The sequence below is a fragment of the Streptomyces sp. NL15-2K genome (assembly GCF_030551255.1).
Lineage (GTDB): Bacteria > Actinomycetota > Actinomycetes > Streptomycetales > Streptomycetaceae > Streptomyces.
On the sequence record NZ_CP130630.1, the window covers coordinates 5,939,203 to 5,956,785 of the forward strand.

At 70.9% G+C, this 17,583-nt stretch carries 21 protein-coding genes; 12 read left to right on the forward strand and 9 right to left on the reverse strand.

Annotated features, from left to right (window positions below):
• The first annotated feature begins 158 nt into the window (after positions 1-158).
• On the forward strand, positions 159-938 hold the full coding sequence (locus tag Q4V64_RS26690; RefSeq protein WP_124440578.1) for a carboxypeptidase regulatory-like domain-containing protein: 780 nt from the start codon (positions 159-161) through the stop codon (positions 936-938).
• A 29-nt stretch (positions 939-967) separates the two neighbouring features.
• Positions 968-1,486, forward strand: coding sequence for a GyrI-like domain-containing protein (locus Q4V64_RS26695; RefSeq protein ID WP_216377622.1), 519 nt, complete (start codon positions 968-970; stop codon positions 1,484-1,486).
• A 38-nt stretch (positions 1,487-1,524) separates the two neighbouring features.
• Here Q4V64_RS26695 and Q4V64_RS26700 read toward each other — a convergent pair whose 3' ends face one another.
• A complete protein-coding gene (locus Q4V64_RS26700) occupies positions 1,525-2,658 on the reverse strand; it encodes a M24 family metallopeptidase (RefSeq protein WP_124440576.1) in 1,134 nt (377 codons plus the stop codon).
• 38 nt (positions 2,659-2,696) lie between these two features.
• On the reverse strand, positions 2,697-3,236 hold the full coding sequence (locus tag Q4V64_RS26705; protein WP_172629226.1) for an FxLYD domain-containing protein: 540 nt from the start codon (positions 3,234-3,236) through the stop codon (positions 2,697-2,699).
• 276 nt (positions 3,237-3,512) lie between these two features.
• On the opposite strand from Q4V64_RS26705, the gene Q4V64_RS26710 reads away from it, so the two are divergent.
• Positions 3,513-4,037, forward strand: a complete 525-nt coding sequence (locus Q4V64_RS26710) for a hypothetical protein (protein ID WP_124440575.1) — start codon at positions 3,513-3,515, stop codon at positions 4,035-4,037.
• A gap of 132 nt (positions 4,038-4,169) precedes the next feature.
• Here Q4V64_RS26710 and Q4V64_RS26715 read toward each other — a convergent pair whose 3' ends face one another.
• A complete protein-coding gene (locus tag Q4V64_RS26715; protein ID WP_124440574.1) occupies positions 4,170-4,541 on the reverse strand; it encodes a DUF6479 family protein in 372 nt (123 codons plus the stop codon).
• A gap of 97 nt (positions 4,542-4,638) precedes the next feature.
• The gene (locus Q4V64_RS26720; RefSeq protein WP_124440573.1) at positions 4,639-4,854 is read right to left on the reverse strand and encodes a hypothetical protein; all 216 of its coding nucleotides are present in this window, start codon (positions 4,852-4,854) and stop codon (positions 4,639-4,641) included.
• Between the two features lie 241 nt (positions 4,855-5,095).
• Between Q4V64_RS26720 and Q4V64_RS26725 the strand changes: the two genes are divergently transcribed.
• A complete protein-coding gene (locus Q4V64_RS26725; protein ID WP_124440572.1) occupies positions 5,096-6,787 on the forward strand; it encodes a lysyl oxidase family protein in 1,692 nt (563 codons plus the stop codon).
• A gap of 107 nt (positions 6,788-6,894) precedes the next feature.
• Here Q4V64_RS26725 and Q4V64_RS26730 read toward each other — a convergent pair whose 3' ends face one another.
• The 3 genes from Q4V64_RS26730 to Q4V64_RS26740 form a co-directional block, all read right to left on the reverse strand.
• Positions 6,895-8,292: a DUF2079 domain-containing protein gene (locus Q4V64_RS26730; protein WP_253267006.1), complete on the reverse strand. Its 1,398-nt coding sequence runs from the start codon at positions 8,290-8,292 to the stop codon at positions 6,895-6,897.
• A gap of 351 nt (positions 8,293-8,643) precedes the next feature.
• Positions 8,644-9,483 carry an ABC transporter permease gene (locus Q4V64_RS26735; RefSeq protein WP_124440571.1) on the reverse strand — a complete coding sequence of 280 codons (840 nt, stop codon included), beginning with the start codon at positions 9,481-9,483 and terminating at the stop codon, positions 8,644-8,646.
• Positions 9,480-10,442, reverse strand: a complete 963-nt coding sequence (locus tag Q4V64_RS26740; protein ID WP_253266993.1) for an ABC transporter ATP-binding protein — start codon at positions 10,440-10,442, stop codon at positions 9,480-9,482. The genes Q4V64_RS26735 and Q4V64_RS26740 overlap by 4 nt, the downstream gene beginning before the upstream one ends.
• A gap of 149 nt (positions 10,443-10,591) precedes the next feature.
• Here Q4V64_RS26740 and Q4V64_RS26745 point away from each other — a divergent pair, with 149 nt between their 5' ends.
• The 3 genes from Q4V64_RS26745 (at position 10,592) to Q4V64_RS26755 (ending at position 12,326) form a co-directional block, all read left to right on the forward strand.
• Positions 10,592-11,044 (forward strand): hypothetical protein, encoded by a 453-nt coding sequence (locus Q4V64_RS26745; protein ID WP_124440570.1) that lies wholly within the window; start codon positions 10,592-10,594, stop codon positions 11,042-11,044.
• Positions 11,041-11,391, forward strand: a complete 351-nt coding sequence (locus Q4V64_RS26750) for a transcriptional regulator (RefSeq protein ID WP_124440569.1) — start codon at positions 11,041-11,043, stop codon at positions 11,389-11,391. Before Q4V64_RS26745 ends, Q4V64_RS26750 begins: the two co-directional genes overlap by 4 nt.
• Before the next feature lie 341 nt (positions 11,392-11,732).
• Positions 11,733-12,326, forward strand: a complete 594-nt coding sequence (locus Q4V64_RS26755) for a TIGR03086 family metal-binding protein (protein ID WP_124440568.1) — start codon at positions 11,733-11,735, stop codon at positions 12,324-12,326.
• Between the two features lie 51 nt (positions 12,327-12,377).
• Here Q4V64_RS26755 and Q4V64_RS26760 read toward each other — a convergent pair whose 3' ends face one another.
• Complete coding sequence (locus Q4V64_RS26760; protein ID WP_124440567.1) at positions 12,378-13,241, reverse strand: hypothetical protein; 864 nt, start codon at positions 13,239-13,241, stop codon at positions 12,378-12,380.
• 359 nt (positions 13,242-13,600) lie between these two features.
• Between Q4V64_RS26760 and Q4V64_RS26765 the strand changes: the two genes are divergently transcribed.
• From Q4V64_RS26765 to Q4V64_RS26785, 5 genes are all read left to right on the forward strand, one after another.
• Complete coding sequence (locus Q4V64_RS26765) at positions 13,601-13,951, forward strand: helix-turn-helix domain-containing protein (protein WP_124440566.1); 351 nt, start codon at positions 13,601-13,603, stop codon at positions 13,949-13,951.
• A gap of 319 nt (positions 13,952-14,270) precedes the next feature.
• Positions 14,271-14,474, forward strand: a complete 204-nt coding sequence (locus Q4V64_RS26770) for a cold-shock protein (RefSeq protein ID WP_010986199.1) — start codon at positions 14,271-14,273, stop codon at positions 14,472-14,474.
• 145 nt (positions 14,475-14,619) lie between these two features.
• Entirely contained in the window at positions 14,620-14,946 is a 327-nt protein-coding gene (locus Q4V64_RS26775) for an SCO5918 family protein (RefSeq protein ID WP_124440565.1), read from the forward strand.
• Between the two features lie 386 nt (positions 14,947-15,332).
• Positions 15,333-16,469: a substrate-binding domain-containing protein gene (locus Q4V64_RS26780; RefSeq protein WP_253266992.1), complete on the forward strand. Its 1,137-nt coding sequence runs from the start codon at positions 15,333-15,335 to the stop codon at positions 16,467-16,469.
• Positions 16,470-16,616: 147 nt separating this feature from the next.
• A complete protein-coding gene (locus Q4V64_RS26785) occupies positions 16,617-17,030 on the forward strand; it encodes a DUF5994 family protein (protein WP_124440564.1) in 414 nt (137 codons plus the stop codon).
• 208 nt (positions 17,031-17,238) lie between these two features.
• On the opposite strand, the gene Q4V64_RS26790 is transcribed toward Q4V64_RS26785, so the two are convergent.
• Complete coding sequence (locus tag Q4V64_RS26790; protein ID WP_124440563.1) at positions 17,239-17,466, reverse strand: hypothetical protein; 228 nt, start codon at positions 17,464-17,466, stop codon at positions 17,239-17,241.
• Between the last annotated feature and the right edge of the window lie 117 nt (positions 17,467-17,583).

Below are 17,583 nucleotides of genomic sequence, written 5' to 3' on the forward strand. Positions count from 1 at the left end.
TCGGGCTATGAGCGGATCTTGAGCTTGAGCGCCGACTGTCGTGCCAGGCTCGCCCGTACGGCCGAACACCACATGCCACCTGCGGAAACCGGCCGGAAGAATCGCTTGCGGTGGGGGCGCCGACGTCTGTCGTGAGGCCGTGAGGAGTTCCGCCGACGATGAGCAGGTCAAGGAAGTCAGCCGCCCTGGTGGGCATAGCCGTGGCGGGCGCGATCGCCGCCCTGTGCGGTCCTTCGCCCGCCGCCGCCTACGCCGGTGAGCCCGGCCGTGAGTTGTGGGGTGCCGTGACCATCGGGCCGGGGCGGGAGGGGGTCGTAGAGGTCACGGGGTACGCGGGGCCGCCGTTGGCTGCCGGGTCGGCGTTGACGTTGAGGGCGCCGGACGGGGTCGCCGTGACGGGCGTGCCGCTCGACGCCCAGGGTTACCGGGGTGCCCTCGCCCGGGACGGGGGCAGTGGGACGTACACCTTCACGGGTTCTGCGGCGGCGCAGGCCTGGCGGGGCCGGGCCTTCCCCTTCGTCCTGGCCGTGCCCGCGGACGCCGTGCCGGGCACGCGGTTGCGGGGCTGCGCGCTGCGGCTCACCGACGCGAGCGGTGCGGTGCGGGAGCGGGGCGCGTGCGCGGTGACCGTCGGCCTGCCCGAGCCGACGCTGACCCGCCCCCAGTCGGGGGTGCCGTTGCCCGACCGGCCGGAGGTCTCCGGTACGGCCTATCCGGGCGCCCAGGTAACCGTGCGGGACGCGATCGAGAACGAGGTCTGCGCGACGACCGCCGCGCCCGACGGCACCTGGTCGTGCGTGCCGGGGCCGGCGCTCGCGGCCGGCGCGGGGCGGCTTCAGGCGACCGCTTCCCTCAACGGCGTCAGTGCGATGAGCGAGCAGATTCAGATCGTGGTGGCGGGCGGGGCGGCGAAGGCGCTGTCCAAGTCCGGGCGATGAGTTTTAGGTGCGGCTCGGGTCCCCATGTCGTGAGTACTCCTGGAACCGAGCCTCAGCTCGTGCATCTCGACCCGGCGACGACAGCGGTCATCCGTGGCGTCGTCCCGATGGACCGGCTGAGGGACTTCTTCGACGCCTCCTTCCGCACCCTGGCCCTGACCATCGACGCGCAGCGGATCGTCGTAGCGAGCCCTGCCTTCTGCATCCACCACGGACTTCCCGGACACGGTCATCCCGAGCACGGACTCCCCGGACACGGACTTCCCGGCGAGAACCTCGACCTCGAGGTCGGCTTCGCCACGGATCGGGCCGTCCGGCCCCAGGGCGACGTCGTCGCCGGGTCGCTGCCCGGAGGCCTGGTCGCGCGCCTGACGCACATCGGACCGTACGACGCCCTCGGAGCCTCCTGGGAGCGACTGCACTCCTGGCTGCGGGCACAAGGGCTGTCCGCCGGAGAGAACAGGTGGGAGACCTACGTCACCCGGCCCACCCCGGAGATGGATCCGCGTGAGCTGCGCACCGAGCTCAACTGGCCGGTGGCGCACTGAGGGATCCGAGGGATCCGAGGGATCCGGCCGGGTTCGGCTCAGGTCACGATCGCCATCTCGTGCGGGGTGGTGTTCAGGCGCCGCCCGCCGGTCTCCGTGCACGTCACCACGTCCTCGATGCGGACGCCGAAGCGCCCCGGGAGGTAGACGCCGGGCTCGATGGAGAAGCACATGCCGGGGGCGAGGGGCTGCCGCTCGCCCTCCACCAGGTACGGCGGCTCGCGCGTGGTGACGCCGATGCCGTGGCCGGTGCGGTGCACGACGTACTCGCCGTAACCCGCGTCCTCGATCACCCCGCGCGCCACCCGGTCGATCTCCTCGCAGGGCACGTCGGGACGCACGGCCTCGAAGGCCGCCTGCTGCGCGGCACGGACGATCTCGTGGACCTGCCGCTCCTCGTCCGTCGGCGCCCCCACGTGGACCGTGCGGGTGGTGTCGGCGCCGTAGCCGTCCTTCAGGCCGGCGAAGTCCAGGACCACCATGTCGCCGACGGCGATCGTGCGCTCGGCCGCCCGGTGGCGCGGGTTCGCGCCGTTCGGCCCGGAGCCCACGACGGTGAAGTCGACCTGGCTGTGGCCGTGCCGCCGAAGGAGGTGGGCGAGGTCGGCGGCCAGTTCGGTCTCACGGCGACCGGTGAACCGTACGGAGAGGATCTCCTCGTACACCGCGTCCGCCGCCGCCCCGGCCGCCGCCAGTCGCGCCACCTCGTGCTCGTCCTTGATCGCCCGCAGCATCGGCAGCGCGGTGGTCAGCGGCCGGTACGTGGCCGACGGCAGCGCCTCCTGGAGGCCGAGCAGGTGCGGCGCCCAGGTCGAGTCGGAGATGCCGTAGCGGCCGTGCGGGCGCAGCAGCCCCGCCGCCGCGGCGTACGGATCCTGGCCGTGCCCCCAGGCCGATATCCGCAGCGCCCCCGCGCCCGGCGCCGCCTCCGCGTCCGGGCGCTCCGACGCCGGGACCAGCAGGCGGGGTTCGGAGCCGGCGGCCAGGACGAGCAGGGTGAGGCGCTCGGTGGGCGTGGCCGGACGGTAGCCGCACAGCCGGAGCAGGTCGGGGCCGGGGGCGATCAGCAGTCCGGTGAGTCCGGTGGCGGCGGCGTCGCGGGCGGCGCGGTCCATCCGGGCCGCGTAGTCCTGCTCGGTGAAGGCCACCGGGGTGACCGGGGGGTCGGTCATGGTCCTGCCTCGCCGTCGTCCGGGTGTCCGCGCACCGCTCAGTACCGCACCGCCCGCCCCACCACCGCCCGGATGTCGGCGCCCAGCTCGCGCGTGCTGCGGGCCGTGGCCTTCCCGGCCTCGCCGGCCGGGACGTCGGGGACGGTGACGACGACCACGTCGAGCAGGTTGCCGTGCTGGTCGGTGAAGTCGACCTGGACCGCGAACGACCTGGTCGAGTCGGTGGTGTTGTCGGCGGTGACCTCGACCGTGGTGCGCCCGTCGGTGACCGGGGTGCCGAGCCGAACGTCGGCCTTGGCGTCGACGCCGCCCTTGATGTCGTCGAACCTCCGGCCCACCTCCGCCGTCGCCGACGCGAACGCCTCCGAGGCCTCCGCGGAGAGCGAGGACGCGGCGGCGGTGGCCTCGGCACCGATGGACCGGGCCGCCGAGGCGGCCTTGCTGACCGTCTCCGAGGGGCTGTCTTCGTCGGTGCAGCCGGTCAGGGCGGTCAGGGCGGTCAGGGCGGTCAGGGCGATGAGGGCGGTCGGGGCGATCCGGGGTGTGCTCCTCGCCCCGTGCGTACGGTGATCGGCCATGTCGCCTCCGGGAGTCGGTGGGGTGGGTGTGTCCGGTTCCAGTGAAGGTCCGCGTGCGGGCGACCGCATGCCGGGCTTCACCCGGACAGCCCCGCCCTCATGGCGAGGGCCCGCGCCGCGCCCGATCGTCGAGGAGTCGAAGGACGAGACGTCGGCGGACGGCTCACGGCTCACGGCCCAGCTCACGGCTCGCGGCTTACGGATCACGGCTACGGCTTACAGCTCGCGGCTTACGGCTCACGACGCCGCCCGCCCCGGCAGAGACGGGATACCGCCATGACCCAGCAGCCACACGCGGCGCAACCGCCGACCGGAGGGGGCCGGACGCCGACGGGCCGGGAGCAGGCGCCCCGGGCCTGGGACGACACCTTCCGGCCGGCCGCTCCCGCGCCCACCGAGGGAGGCACCGGGATGATGCCGGCCGAAGCCGGGTGGGTCGCGGGCGGAGTCGTCTTCGCCGGCGTGCTGATGCTGATGCACGGCGTCCTGGCCATCTTCCAGGGCATCTCCGCGCTCGCTGAGGACGACGTGTGGGACCGCGTCGGCGACTATGTCTACAAGATCAACCTCACTGGTTGGGGCGTGATCCTGATCGTCCTGGGCGCGGTCGTCGCCGCCACCGGCCTGGGCATCCTCAAAGGCGCCGCGTGGGCCCGGATCACGGGCATCTTCCTGGCGTCCCTGAGCATGATCGCCCAGTTCCTGTTCCTGCCGTACGCGCCGGTCTGGGCGGCGATCATGATCGCCCTCGACTTCTTCGTGATCTGGGCGCTGGCGGTGTACCGGCCGAGGACGGGTTGATCCGGGCCGGGTCTGCCCGGCCGTTCAGGCGTCTGCTCCCCGACCCGGCAGCACACCGCGGGGGCCGCCCCTGGTGGAGGGGCGGCCCCCGCGCGCCGCACGTTGATCAGACGCAGCCGAGGAGACTGCGATTTACCTGTGCCCGAGTCCGCCGCTGCCGAAGGAGCCGCTGGAACCGGGCAGCCAGCGCTTCCGGTGCTGGTCCTTACCTCGTCTGCTTCCGGCGTGGTGGAGCTGATACGGCATGAGCCGTTCCCGCCCGTCCGGGGGCACCGGAACTTCGTCCGGCTCCCGCGCCTCCCGGACCTCGTGGACCGGGCCGGTCGGGGGCAGCTTGGGCTGCTCCTCCGGGCGGGGATGGGGCAGCTCCTGGTCCATGGCCTTCATGCCCAATCGCACGGCCCAGATCAAGGCACCGGCGATGAACAGGCCTCCGACAAAGGCGCCGACCACGTTGAGCACATCGCTCCCCGCGGCCGCTAGTTCAAACCTCGCCGTACTCATGGTCCGATTATCGCCGAAATGCGGCTTTGATGCGCGGTGCGGACGCCTTTTTGATGTGAGCGCCGCTTTAATGTGACCGCCGCCGGGGCCCGCTTGCCTAGAGGGGCCGGCCCAGATTGTTGATGTTGATGTACGGGAGCTGGTCGACCAGGGGCGTCGCATAGGGCTTGATCGGACCGGCGATGTTTTGCAGCAGGCCGCCGCCCCGCGCGGGGTCGGCGGGCGCGGCGGCCGCCGAGGCGCTGTACGCCGGGAGGCTCAGGCCGCCGAGGGCAAGAAGCGTGACAGTCGCAATTCGGGATGTCTTTTTCATTTCGGGTCCCTTATTGGAGGGGCGGTGTGCACCTGTCGAATCAACGCCTCGGGCAGATCTTGGTAACGGTCCGGCGGTCTCGCCCGGCCGACGGTGCGCTGCCAGGGGCGCGGCGATTTTCGGACGTGTTCCGGCTCGGTGAGTCCGGTTCCGCCTCGCCAGGCAACCCCGACACGGCTCTCACATCTCTCACAGGGTGCTCACATACTCGATCGAGAATGCGTGGGAGACCAGAAAACCGATGACCAGTCAGGAACACAGAACTCGCTTAAAGCGCTCGGCACTCGCCGCGGGGGCCGCGCTCACCGTCGTCGTCACGGGGGCCGGGGCCGTTCCCGGGAGCGGGGCTGCGGCTGCTGAGCGTGCGGCCGGGCAGCCGTCGTTGAAGCTCATCGCCGCGTCCAGCTCCGTGACCATCGACCGGTGGGACGACGCGGGTGTCTTTCTGGACCTCGGCACGTACGTCACCGTCGACGACGCGCCGCTGGAATTCAAGGTGACGCGGAAGTCGTACAAGGATCCCGTCGTCGCCCAGCAGATCCTTCGTGACGGGACGCGTACGAAGACCAAGAAGCTGCCTGCCGGGCTGGTGAAGGACTTCTCCGGGCTCCCCGGGTTTCTCGAGGTGTCCATCACGGACGCCGCCGGTGAGGAAGTGAAGAAGGTCTCCGAGACCTTCTGTCCCAACAACGCCTCCGGGCGGCTTCGTCCCGACGCGCCGGCCACCTCGCACTATCCGGAGGGCTGTTCCACCAACCCCTGGACGCTGGGCTCGGTGTGGGGCGTCGAGAAGGGGTGGGCGGCCAACTCCGCCAGGGTCGACTGGGAGAACCCGGTGGATCTGCCCGAGGGTGAGTACACGGCCAAGGTTTCGGTGGCCAAGGTCTACCGGGACCTGTTCGGTATTCCGGATGACCGGCCGACCGTCAAGATGACGGTGCGGGACATGCGTGGCGAGGAGGGTGGGCAGGGCCTGGCCTCTTCCATGCGGTCCTCCGCTCACCACGGCAGTGGGCACGACGCCCCCACCGGCTCCGACGCCCACTCCACCGGCCACCACTACGGTCCCCGCGGCGCCGACGCTCCTCCCGCGCCCGAGCTGTCCAACGCCCTCGAGGACCGTGGCACGGCCCACCACCTCGGCGACGGCAAGGGGCACACCGACGGTTCGCGTGTCGCTCCCGCGCTGGAGCCGGCCGCCAAGCGGCCCACCGGCCGGGCGGGCGCTCCCGCCAACGTGCCCAAGCCCGACCTGCGTTCGCTGCCCGCCTGGGACATCGCCATCACCGACGGCGAGGACGGGGACGTGCCGGGCAAGGACTACCTCGCCTTCGCCGCGAATGTGTGGAACGCGGGTCCCGCGCCCCTCGTCGTGGACGGGTTCCGCAGTCCCGGCAAGGACCTGATGGACGCGTACCAGTACTTCTACGACGCCGATGGCAAGCAGGTCGGGTACACGCCCACCGGCACCATGGAGTGGGACCCGCGGGAGGGTCATGAGCACTGGCACTTCACGGACTTCGCCAGCTACCGGCTGCTGAGCGAGGACCAGACCAAGGAGGTGCGCAGCGGCAAGGAGGCGTTCTGCCTGGCCAACACCGACGCCATCGACTACACGGTGAAGAACGCCAACTGGCACCCGTACAACACCGACCTGTCCACCGCCTGCGGTGAGCAGAACTCGATCTCCGTGCGTGAGGTCCTCGACGTCGGCTCCGGTGACACCTACACCCAGTACCGTCCCGGCCAGTCCTTCGACGTCACCGACCTGCCGAACGGCACGTACTACATCCAGGTGATCGCCAACCCGGAGAAGCGGCTCCAGGAGACGAACACCGACAACAACGTCGCCCTGCGCAAGGTCGTTCTGGGCGGTGAGCCCGGTGCCCGGACCGTGAGCGTGCCGCCGCACGAGCTGATCGACGCTCCGTAGACCGTAGGCAGTAAATCGTAGACAGTAAGTGGGCGGGTAGTGCGGCTGGTGCCGCGCTGCCCGCCCACTCGTGCTCTCGGGGCTCTGGCCTCGGAGCTCGGGAGCCGTCAGGTGCGGTGCTGGAGCACCACCCAGCCCTGCGTGTCGGCGACGACCGCGTACTGGTCCTCCGGGTGGAGTTGGCGGGCGTATTCCTCGACGTCGCGGATGCCGCCGTCGGTGTTGTCGAGGGCGATGTAGTCGGGGGCGATGCCCCGGGTGTTGCCGAGCCAGAACACGCGGCAGCGGGAGGTGAGGCGGCTGGTCGGGCCGATGTTGGCCTCCACGGTCGCGTCGTCCGGGATGGTGCGCTTCAGCATGCGTTCGATGGCGGTGACGCGCACGGGTTTCTCGTAGGCGGGGGATTCCGTCAGCGCGGCGATGGGGAGGGCGGTGGTGAGCGCGAGGGCCGCCGCGGCCACGGCGGTGGGCAGGTGGGACGCGTACGAGCGCAGGCGGGGGCTGGGGCTGCGGCGGGCGGCGGTGAGGGCGTCGACGAGGGCGAGCGCGACGACGGGCATCAGGACCGCGCTGTAGTGCCAGTCGGTGCCCCAGTAGTGGTCGTCGGCGGAGACGAAGCGCCAGCCGAGGGTGGGCAGGGCGACCGCGAACAGCGGGGAGCGCAGGGCCAGCAGGCCGCTGGTCGGGATCAGCAGCCAGGCCAGGGTACGGAGCTTGGTGTCGATGCCGCTGAAGAGGGCGAAGCCGCTGTCGACCTTGTTCCAGTAGTCGTAGTCACCGACGTTGTTGAAGGCCGGGATGACCACGGTGAGGGTCAGCAGCGTGGCGGCGGCGCCCAGGGCCGCCGCCACGAGGGCGTACCGGGCCGCGCGGGGGGAGGTGCCGCGGGCACGAAGGGCCACGACCACGGCGATGGCCGCCGCCGTCAGGCCGAGGTCCTCCTTGACGAAGACCAGCGGCAGCGCCCAGAGCAGGGCCCGGCGCCAGCGCTGGGCCAGCACGGCCTCCAGGGCGAAGGCGATCAGGGGTACGGCGAAGCAGATCTCGTGGAAGTCGAAGTCGACGGCGCGCTGGATGCCCCAGGACAGGCCGTAGGCGATGCCGAGCGCGAGGCCTGTGCGGCGTCCCAGCAGGTTCGCGGCCGCGCGGGTGACCGGCACGACCGACAGGGCGAACAGCGCGGCCTGGGCGACGAGCAGCGTGATGGGGGAGGGGAAGAGCCGGTAGAGGGGAGCGAGGAGGGCGGTGACCGGGCTGAAGTGGTCGCCCAGGACGTTCGTGCCCGGGCCTTTCAGGTCGACGACGGGCGCCTGGAGGTGGGCGTAGGCGCGGATGGCCTGCTCGAAGATGCCCAGGTCCCACGACATGGTCGCCAGATGCTGGAAACGGGAGACGGAGACGGTCGCGTAGGCGAGGAAGAAGGCGGCCGCGAGGAGGTACGGGTCGCGGCTGCCGGGCGGGTGGGGACGCCGGTCACGTGGGGGGTGCGTGACCGGCGGGGATATGTGGGGTGCGGGGTCGTGTCCGGTCTGGGTCGGTATCGGTGGCGCCTGTGCGGCCGGCGCGTCCTGCGGCGGGCCAGGGAGAGCCTTGGGCACGGGGAGTCCTTACGAGCACGGTCTTGCTGGGGAGTCGGGGGGTGGTGAATGAGAGCCTGTGCGCTGGGAGCGTACGCGGGAGCTCGTACGAGCCATTGCGCCCTCCGAGTTTCCCTCCTCGTGCGGTCGGTCCATGAGCAGCCCTTGTTCAGGTGTGCGGGCGTTCTGCGCCCGCAGGTGACGAGACGGTGGAGACAGTGCCGCGGTTTTTTCCGTTGCTGTGACGCGCATCACCGCCTCGGGTCGGCTTCGCCACACTCAGTACGCCGTCTTCGCCATCCGCCGCTGCTCGCGCTCCGACAACCGGCTTCCCGACTCCCGCCGGGCCATCCGCTGGAGCAGCCGCGGGGCCAGCACGAGCCCGGCGACCGCCCACAGTGCGAGCACGCCCGCGACGGTGGTGTGCTGCCACGCGCCGGACACTTCCAGGGCCTGGGCGCTGTCGGGCAGCAGTGCGGAACGGACGCCCTGGGCGATCCAGCGCAGCGGGAAGAAGGACGCCAGGTTCTGCAACCACTCCGGCAGTTTGCGCAGCGGCGAGAACGTTCCGGAGAGGACCATCAGGGCCATCATGGGCAGCATGTAGACGCCCAGGGCCTCCCGTGCGGCGGGCAGCAGCGATCCGATGGCCGCCCCGATCGGTACGACGGCCACGATGCCGAGGGCGACGACCCAGACGAGCGTGAGCCACTGCTGCGAGGTGTCCGGCAGCCCGGCCCCGAGCAGCACCCGTCCGCCCAGCAGCAACAGCGCGATGGACACGGTGATGTTGACGAGGACGAAGAGGACCTTGCCGGTCACGTAGGCGGTCATCGCGCCCGGTACGCCGCGCAGCCGCAGCAGCGTGCCGTCCTCGCGGTCGCCGAAGAGGAACTGGGGGACGGTCAGCAGGCCGAACATGAAGATCGTGGAGCCGATGCCGCCGGCCAGGGACAACTGCGTCATGGCGTCGTCGCCGTCCCGCGACTGCCAGTAGGAGACGGCGAGGAAGACCAGCGGCGTCGACAGGTACGTGTAGATGTCCTTGCGGCTGCGCAGCACCTGGCGCAGCTCGATGGCGCCGCGCGACAGTCCGAGCCGGTAGGGGTTCACGTTCACGCGGTGGCCTCCTCGTGGCGGGCGCGGGCCTCCGGCCGTCCCTTCCCGGCCGTTTCCACGGCTGTCTCGTCGCCCTCCGCGACCATCCGAAGGTAGGTGTCCTCCAGCGTCGGACGGCGTACCTCCAGGTCGGGGATCGGCCCCCGGAGCTGCTGGTGCAGTTCCCAGACGACCCCCGACGGGTCCGCGGTGAGCCGGCGTTGCGGGACGCCGTCGGTGTCCGTCCAGGCGACCTCGGAGCGGGTCCGCGCGGCGGCGGCGAGCTCGGCGAGGGTGCCGCAGGCGGTGATGCGGCCGTGCTGCAGGATGCCGATGCGGTCGGCGAGTTGCTGGGCCTCGCTCATGTCGTGGGTGGTGAGCAGCATCGTCGTACCGAGGCTGTCGCGCAGTTGGCGGATGAGGTCGTGGAAGTCGCGGCGGGCCTCGGGGTCGAAGCCGGTGGTCGGTTCGTCGAGGAAGAGCAGTTCCGGGCGGCCCACGATGCCCAGGGCGACGTCGAGGCGTCGCCGCTGGCCGCCCGAGAGGGTGCTCACCTGCTGGGCGGATTGCGGGGTGAGGCCCACCAGGCCGAGCAGCTCGGACGGCTCGAAGGGGCGTGTGTAGTAGCGGGCGAAGTGGCCCAGCAGGTCGCCGACCCGCCAGCGGCCGTGGTCGCGGTTGGCCTGCAGGACGATGCCGAGGCGGGCCCGCCAGACGGGGTCCTCGCGTGCGGGGTCCTGGCCCAGGACCTCGGCGTCGCCGCCGGATCGGGAGCGGTAGCCCTCGAGGATCTCGATCGTCGTGCTCTTGCCCGCGCCGTTGGGGCCGAGCAGCGCGAAGAGTTCGCCCCTGCGGACCTCCAGGTCGAGTCCGCTCAGTACATCGCGGGTGCCGTAGCGCATCCGCAGTCCGCGGACCAGGATCGCCGGTTCCGGACTGGAGGCGTGGTCGGCCTCCAGTGCCGTTTCCTGCAAGGTCATCAGGTTCCCCCTGAGTGCCGTCGTACGGCCGGATCGGCGGCTGGTCATGCCGCCCGGGCCTGTTCTTGCCGTGAAGGTATTACTTTCCAGGTTGGAAAGTAAATGCGATGATGGCAATCGGATGGTGATCCCGATGTCCGGAGGACCTGATGCACGACATCCCCGCGTCCGGCGCCGCTGCCGCGCTGCGTGCCGCCGAGGCCGCGCGCGACGCCGCCGCCCGGCCGGGGGGTGCCCTGCCCGCCTGGTATCCGGCCGCCAACGGCGGACTGATGGCCGCCGGGCTCACCCTGATCGGCTCGCGGTGGATCGCCGCCGACTCCTGGCCGTCCGTCGCGCTGCTCCTTGTGGGTGCCCTGCTGGTGGCCGCCCAGATCGTGCTCGCCCACCGCGTCGAGCACCGGCCTGGCATCATCCACGCCTACCCACGCCATGTCGGCCGACGGCAGGTGACGCTGACGTACGCCGGTGTGCTCTTCGTGGTCGCGGGCGCGGGGGCGCTCTTCGGACTGGCGGGGCTGTTCATCGTCGGCGGGGTCGGCGGCGGGCTGGCCAATGGGTGGCTGCTGAGCCAGGAGCGGGCGGGAGACGCCCGGCCATGAGCGGCGAGGAACGGGTGCCGCCCGCATTGGACGAGCGCATCCACCACCCCACCAGACTCACCGTCATGGCGTTCCTCTCCGGGTGCACCGAGGCCGAGTTCCGTGCCGTCCGTGAGGGGTGTGGGATTTCGGACTCGGTGCTGAGCAAGGTGGTCAGCACGCTGGAGGCCGCGGACTACATCAAGGTGCGCAAGGGATACGTGGGGAAGCGACCGCGCACCTGGCTGCGGCTGAGCCCGGAAGGCCGCCGCGCCCTCCAGTCCCACCTCGCGGCCCTGCGCGACCTCGCCGCCCAGGCGGCTGCCCTGGGCGCGGGGGCCGACGAAGCCTCGGCGGCGGAGGCGTAGCGCGCGGCCGACGTCGCCCGGCCTCGTGGCCGACCCCCTCACCGCGTCCCGCGTGGGGTGCACCGACACGGTCGTGGCGTCGTGGATCCGGGCCACGAGGCCGAGGAGCGTGGAACTTTCTGCTTGGCGACGGCCGTGCTCGTACGGGCCTGCCCCGCACGCCCGCGCACACATCGAGGACAGCCCGCACGGCCCTCGCCGGGTCCACCCGACTCGGCCCGGATCCGGTGGACGGTGGACGGTGGACCTGACCCCGGGGCCGCCTGTCGCGTTTGTTCAATCCTCGCCGTCCTCGATCCGCCTACCGTGCCACCGGAGACAGCGGGGAAGGAGCGAACACCATGGAACCGACAGCCGTGATGACCCGGGCAGCAGCGGTCGCCGTGGACGTCGTGCGCGGGATCGGGCCCGACGAACTGGACCGGCGCACGCCGTGCACGGAGCTGGACGTCCGGGCGTTGCTGAATCACCTGATCTTCTGGACCGGCGTGCGGGGGTACGGCGCCGGGCTCAAGCAGCCCCCGCAGCCGGGCGAGCCCGAGCAGGGCCATGACTTCACCGCGGAGCCGGGCTGGGCCGAGGCGTACGCCGCCCGGGCGGCGGCGACCGCCGAGGTCTGGAGCGACCCGCGGGCCTGGACCGGCGAGACATCCCTGACCGGGAACGGCAGCCGGATGCCGGCCGGCTTCGTCGGCGGGATCCTGCTGTGCGAGTGGCTGCTGCACGGCTGGGACCTGGCGGTGGCCACCGGTCAGAAGCTGACGGTGGACGACGACCTCGCGGCGGCCCTGTACGAGGACGTCGCCGGCCGGGCCGAGATGGCCAGACAGTACGGGGCGTTCGGCCCGGAAGTCGATGTGCCGCCGACCGCCCCGCTGTTCGACCGAGTCCTGGGCCTGTCGGGCCGCGACCCCGCCTGGCAGCGCGAGGCCTGACCGCCGGCGCCGGTCGCCTGGAATGACGGCGTCGGGCGCGGCGCGGCTCGGTCAGCCGAGGCAGATCACGAGGACGCAGAGCTGCGGTGAGCTCGGCGAAGTCGTCGCCGGGTCGGGGCTCGTCTGCGAGCTTCCCGAGTCGGAGCCGCTGTTGTCGCCGGCGGCGGGTGGGGCGGGCGTCGGCTGGGCCGCCGTACCGGAGTCGGACCCGGAACCGGTGCTGGTACCCGTACTCGTGCCGGTCTGGTCGGTGGCCGATCCGGCGGAGACGGACGTCGAGGTCTGGGTGGTGTTCCGCTGCTGCGGAATCACCGGCGTCCGGGGGACGGCGGCGGCGTCCGGCCGGGTGTTCGGCGGCGTGGTGGTGGGGGTCGAGGCGGGGGCGGGCCGGCGGCGCTGGTCGTCGGCGGCGGTGGCCTGCTCCGGGCTGGTGCGCGAGGTGCCGCGCGTGGCGGGCGGTGTCGACTCCGGGCGGAGGTGCTGGTCCGTCGTCTCCTCCGCGCCGCCCATGCCCGTGATGCCCGGCGCCGTGGCCGCCTGCGTCTTGTCCGTGGACTGCCGGTCCATCGACAGGACGGTCAGCCCGCCTCCGACGAGCGCGACGGCCGTCGCGACCAGCGCCCGGCGCTGGGTCTTCTTCCACCGGGCCTGCTGCCGACGGCGTGCCGCGCGCCCTTGCGGCGCGGGTGTCGCGTGGCCGGACTCATCGATGGCGGGGTCGACCGGCGGGGCTTCGCGTGGCGCGTCCGAGGAGGTGACAGCCCATGCCGCCGTGCCCGTCGACGCGGCGGTGGCCGGGCCCGGAACGGGGTGACCGTCGACGAGGCCCGGTGCGATGTCGGGAGCGTAGGCACCGCACCCCGGGCACACGAGGGCGCCATTCAGATGCCGACGACACGTGGAGCAGTAGTCCATCTGTGGTCTTCCTGAGTTGACATGCCGACGACCCTCGGGGGCCGTGCTGTTGCTCGCGTTCGCACGCGGCAGCGATTGGCCAGTAACGCTAACGACACGATCGAACGACTGTGTGCAGCCCCTGTGACACTCCTGCACGGATTCTCGGGTCACGGGTTTCACACACCTCTGGCCACACTGGCCTCACCACGCACCCGATGTCACGCACCCGGGCGCCGGAGAGGGCTGGTCGACCGGAGTCGCCGTGGCACACCTGTGCCCGCCGCGGCAGATTTTCACCCGGGGCGACTAGAGTTCCCCTGCGGGGAAACCAGCCCCTGTGGGCGGGCCGTGCTCCGGCGGCCCGCGGGAAGGCGCAGATGCCCTCGGAAGACCAGCAGTACGCCACCGACCGGCTCGACGACGACCACTACCCGGCATACACCATGGGCCGGGCGGCCGAGCTCATCGATGCCACGCCCGGGTTCCTGCGGGCCCTGGGCGAGGCGGGGCTCATCCTCCCGACGAGGTCGGAGGGCGGCCACCGCCGCTACTCCCGCCACCAGCTGCGCCTGGCCGCCCGGGCCCGTGAACTGGTCGACCAGGGCACCCCGATCGAGGCCGCCTGCCGCATCATCGGCCTGGAGGACCAGCTGGAGGAGGCCCTGCGCGACAAGGAGGAGCTGGGCCGTCCGGCGGAGGGGCCCGGATCCACCCAGGGCGGCCGGTGAATATCTGCCACGGCCGGAGCAGAAATTCGAGCAGCACCGGAAAGTAATTCTGCGGCGAGCTCTACCGATATATCCGGGCAATGTCAACCGTTTCTCGACTGCTTCTCGACTGCTTCTCGGCTTGCTTCTCGACCCGCCTCGCGTCGTCTCGTGTCGTCTTCTCGACGCCGCTTTCTTTCGCATCGCGTCGTGCTAGGCTGGACGTCAGTTGCAGTTGTGGTTGCCATTTTGCTGCCGGTTTTTTCCGGGCAGGTGATCATCACGGCGATGGGGAGGTCCGCGCGGTGCGGGCTTCCAGCACTGCCTCAGGAGATATGACATGGCCACCGGTACTGTGAAGTGGTTCAACGCGGAAAAGGGCTTCGGCTTCATCGAGCAGGACGGCGGCGGCGCCGACGTCTTCGCCCACTACTCGAACATCGCCACCCAGGGCTTCCGCGAGCTGCAGGAAGGTCAGAAGGTGACCTTCGACGTCACGCAGGGCCAGAAGGGCCCGCAGGCGGAGAACATCGTCCCCGCCTGATGTTTGCCTGACGTTTGCGTTTGAGCCATTCGCGCATACGGCGAAACAGGGCCTGCACCTCGAGTGCGGGCCCTGTTTGTTTCCGCTTTTCCGCGCGTTTTCCCTGCCGAGAAACCCCGTTCCCCCCAACCTTTGGTGAGGCACCATGCGCGTTGTGATCGCCCGTTATCCCTTCGACTTGGACAAGAGCGAGGTGGAGACCAAGATGAAGGGTGTCCGCCCCGAGGATGTCACCGGGGCCTGCGTGGCCATCGGGCGCCGGCTGTACCCGGTCAAGCAGGTGGGCGAGGTGATCACCCGCCAGGACCGTCGCGACTTCAGCGCCGGTGAGGTGACCAGGGCACTGACCCGCCTCGGCTTCACCTGCCACGCCACTCCCCCGGTGGCCCCGTCCGCAGACCCCGCCCCGGAGCCCGCGACCGCGCCGGCCCCTGCCCCGGCACCCGCGCCGCCTCTCTGGACGGGCGCCTGAGCAGCACCCCGAGTTCGCACACGGGCGGGACGCGCCGAACGGCCTCTGCTTTGGTCAACTTTGACCGGAGCGGAGGCCGTTGTCGTTTGAACGCGACGGGCGGCGGCGGAGGTTGACGATGGCAAAGCTCTGGACGGTGTCGTCGGGAGCGTGGGTGTGAGTGGGAAACGTGTACGCGTACGTACTGGAGGTACGTACGCGCAGGTACGGGAGTTACGCGCACGTACCGGAGGCTCGCCGAACGTCTCAGGCCAACGCGGCGAAGGACAACCGAATATGGTGCCGTTGCTATCTCGTTAACAGGTGCGGCTTGACGCTGCCGCCGTCGCCGCGTTGGCTTTCCCCCACCTGGTTGCCACCTCCCCCCACCCCGGAAGGCACCTGATGTGAACGCTCGTCCCCGCAGCACCGCTGTGCGTCGTTTCGCCATAGCCGTGGCCGCCTCCGCATCGGCCCTCTCACTCGCCGCGTGCGGTGTCATCGACGCCGTCGGCGGGAGCGACAGCTCCGAGAGCCCGAAGAAGGGCGACGACATCACGGTGGGACTCCTCCTGCCCGACAAGGAGACGACGCGCTTCGAGAAGTTCGACTACCCCATCATCAAGAAGCGCGTCGCCTCCCTCACCGACAACAAGGGCAAGGTCCGCTACGCCAACGCCGGGGCGAGCGCGACCAGGCAGAGCGAGCAGTTCCAGCAGATGATCGACGCGAAGGTGGACGTGGTCCTGGTCGACGCGGTGGACGCCAAGGCCATCGCGCCGGCCATCGAGAAGGCCAAAGAGGCGAACATCCCGGTCATCGCGTACGACAGGCTCGCCGAGGGCCCGATCGACGCGTACGTCTCGCACGACAACGAACTCGTCGGTGAGGTGCAGGGCCGCGCCATCGTCGACGCGCTCGGCAACAAGGCCGAGACCAGCAAGATCGTCATGATGAACGGCTCGCCCGCCGACCCGAACACGGCTCGCTTCAAGGCGGGCGCGCTCAGCGAGTTGGACGGTCACGTGGTCATCGCCAAGCAGTACGACACCAGGGAGTGGCTGCCCTCGGTCGCCAAGGCGAACATGAAGAAGGCGATCCAGTCCATCGGGCTGAACAACATCGCCGCCGTCTACTCGGCGAACGACGGCATGGCGGGCGCCGTCATCGACGCGCTGAAGGAGGCGGGCGCCACCGATATCCCGCCGGTGACCGGGCAGGACGCGAATCTGGAAGCGGTGCAGCGGATCGTCTCCGGCGAGCAGTACATGAGCGTGTACAAGTCGTTCCTGCTGGAGGCGGGCAACGCCGCGGAGATCGCGGTGGCCAAGGTCCAGGGCCGCTCGATCGAGTTCGACGCGCTGACCCCCGACCACGTCGACAGCCCGACGGAGGAGGACATCCCGTCGAACCTGGTGCAGGTGGTCGCCCTCACGCGGGCCAACATCAAGGACACGGTGATCCGGGACGGCGTCTACACCGTCAAGGACATCTGCACCCCGGAGTTCGAGGAGGACTGCGCGGCGATCGGCCTGACGTCGTAGCGCGACCGGCTCGGACACAAGGGACGTTGTGGCGGGCGGGAGTAGGGTAAGAGAAGCGAGGATTCTTCGTACACCGGTGCTCAAGTCGGTCTCGTTCTCGTGGTTCCACCACACCGGGTGCTTCCGCCCGAGGCAGGATCCGCCGCCGTGACGACCGCTCTGCAACCCCCGCTGCCCTCCCATCCCCTGCTCCGCCTGCGTCTGGCACCGCGCAGCGGCATGCCACGGCCCATCGACGGCGCGTGGTGGCCCCGCTCGTACGACCTGCTCGCGGAACTCCCGCAGCTCCTCGCCGGGTTGCCGCTCGCCTGGGGGCACATCAGCAGTGTCACGGTCAACGGGGCGACGTGGTCCGCGACGCCCGGCCGCATGCTCGTCTTCAACCAAGTCGTACGACTGCGCAGGGCTCTTGCGGCCTCCGCCCCACACACCGTCGTCCTGCTCGCCCCCGGCCGTGGGCGCTGGGACCTGCTGGTCGTGCCACCCGACACGACGGGGGAGGCGGCGGAACCCCTCATGGCGGCAGCCGCGGACGACGGGAACGTGTCGGACAGGTACTAGTGCCGCGGCAGGCAACGTTTGCCCCGTCGCGGCGCCCGGCACGCTCCCCCACTGCCCTAAAGGCGTGGGAGGTGCCCCCACTCGCCGCACCGGGCACAGACCCAAGTACATCCAGTACGAGGGCCTGCGCCCGGCACGCCGAGAGCACGCACCGGACGCCGCTCCTTGACGGGCAAACGTTGCCTGCCGCGGCACTAGTGCCGGGGCACTAGGACCCGCTGCTCTCCAGCCAGGACCGTGCCGGACCTGCCGTGCGGGAGGTGTCCACGGTGAGCTGGAGGCGGGTGCCTCCGTCCGCGCCCGCAGGGTAGCTGCGCTGCTCGGTGGCGGCGAAGCAATGCCGGAGAACCTCCGCGACCCGACGCGCGACCTCGGGGGACGCGGCGACGATGTGGACCTCGGCGTGCCCGTCCGGCGACGATTCCAGCGGCTCCATGGCGACCTCGTTGGTGAAGAACGACCGCCGACAGGGCCCCGTGACAACGTTCCCCGCAGCCTCCAGGCCCTTGGCGGAGATCAGCGGGCCGGTTCCGTCACTCTACTCCGGCGTGTC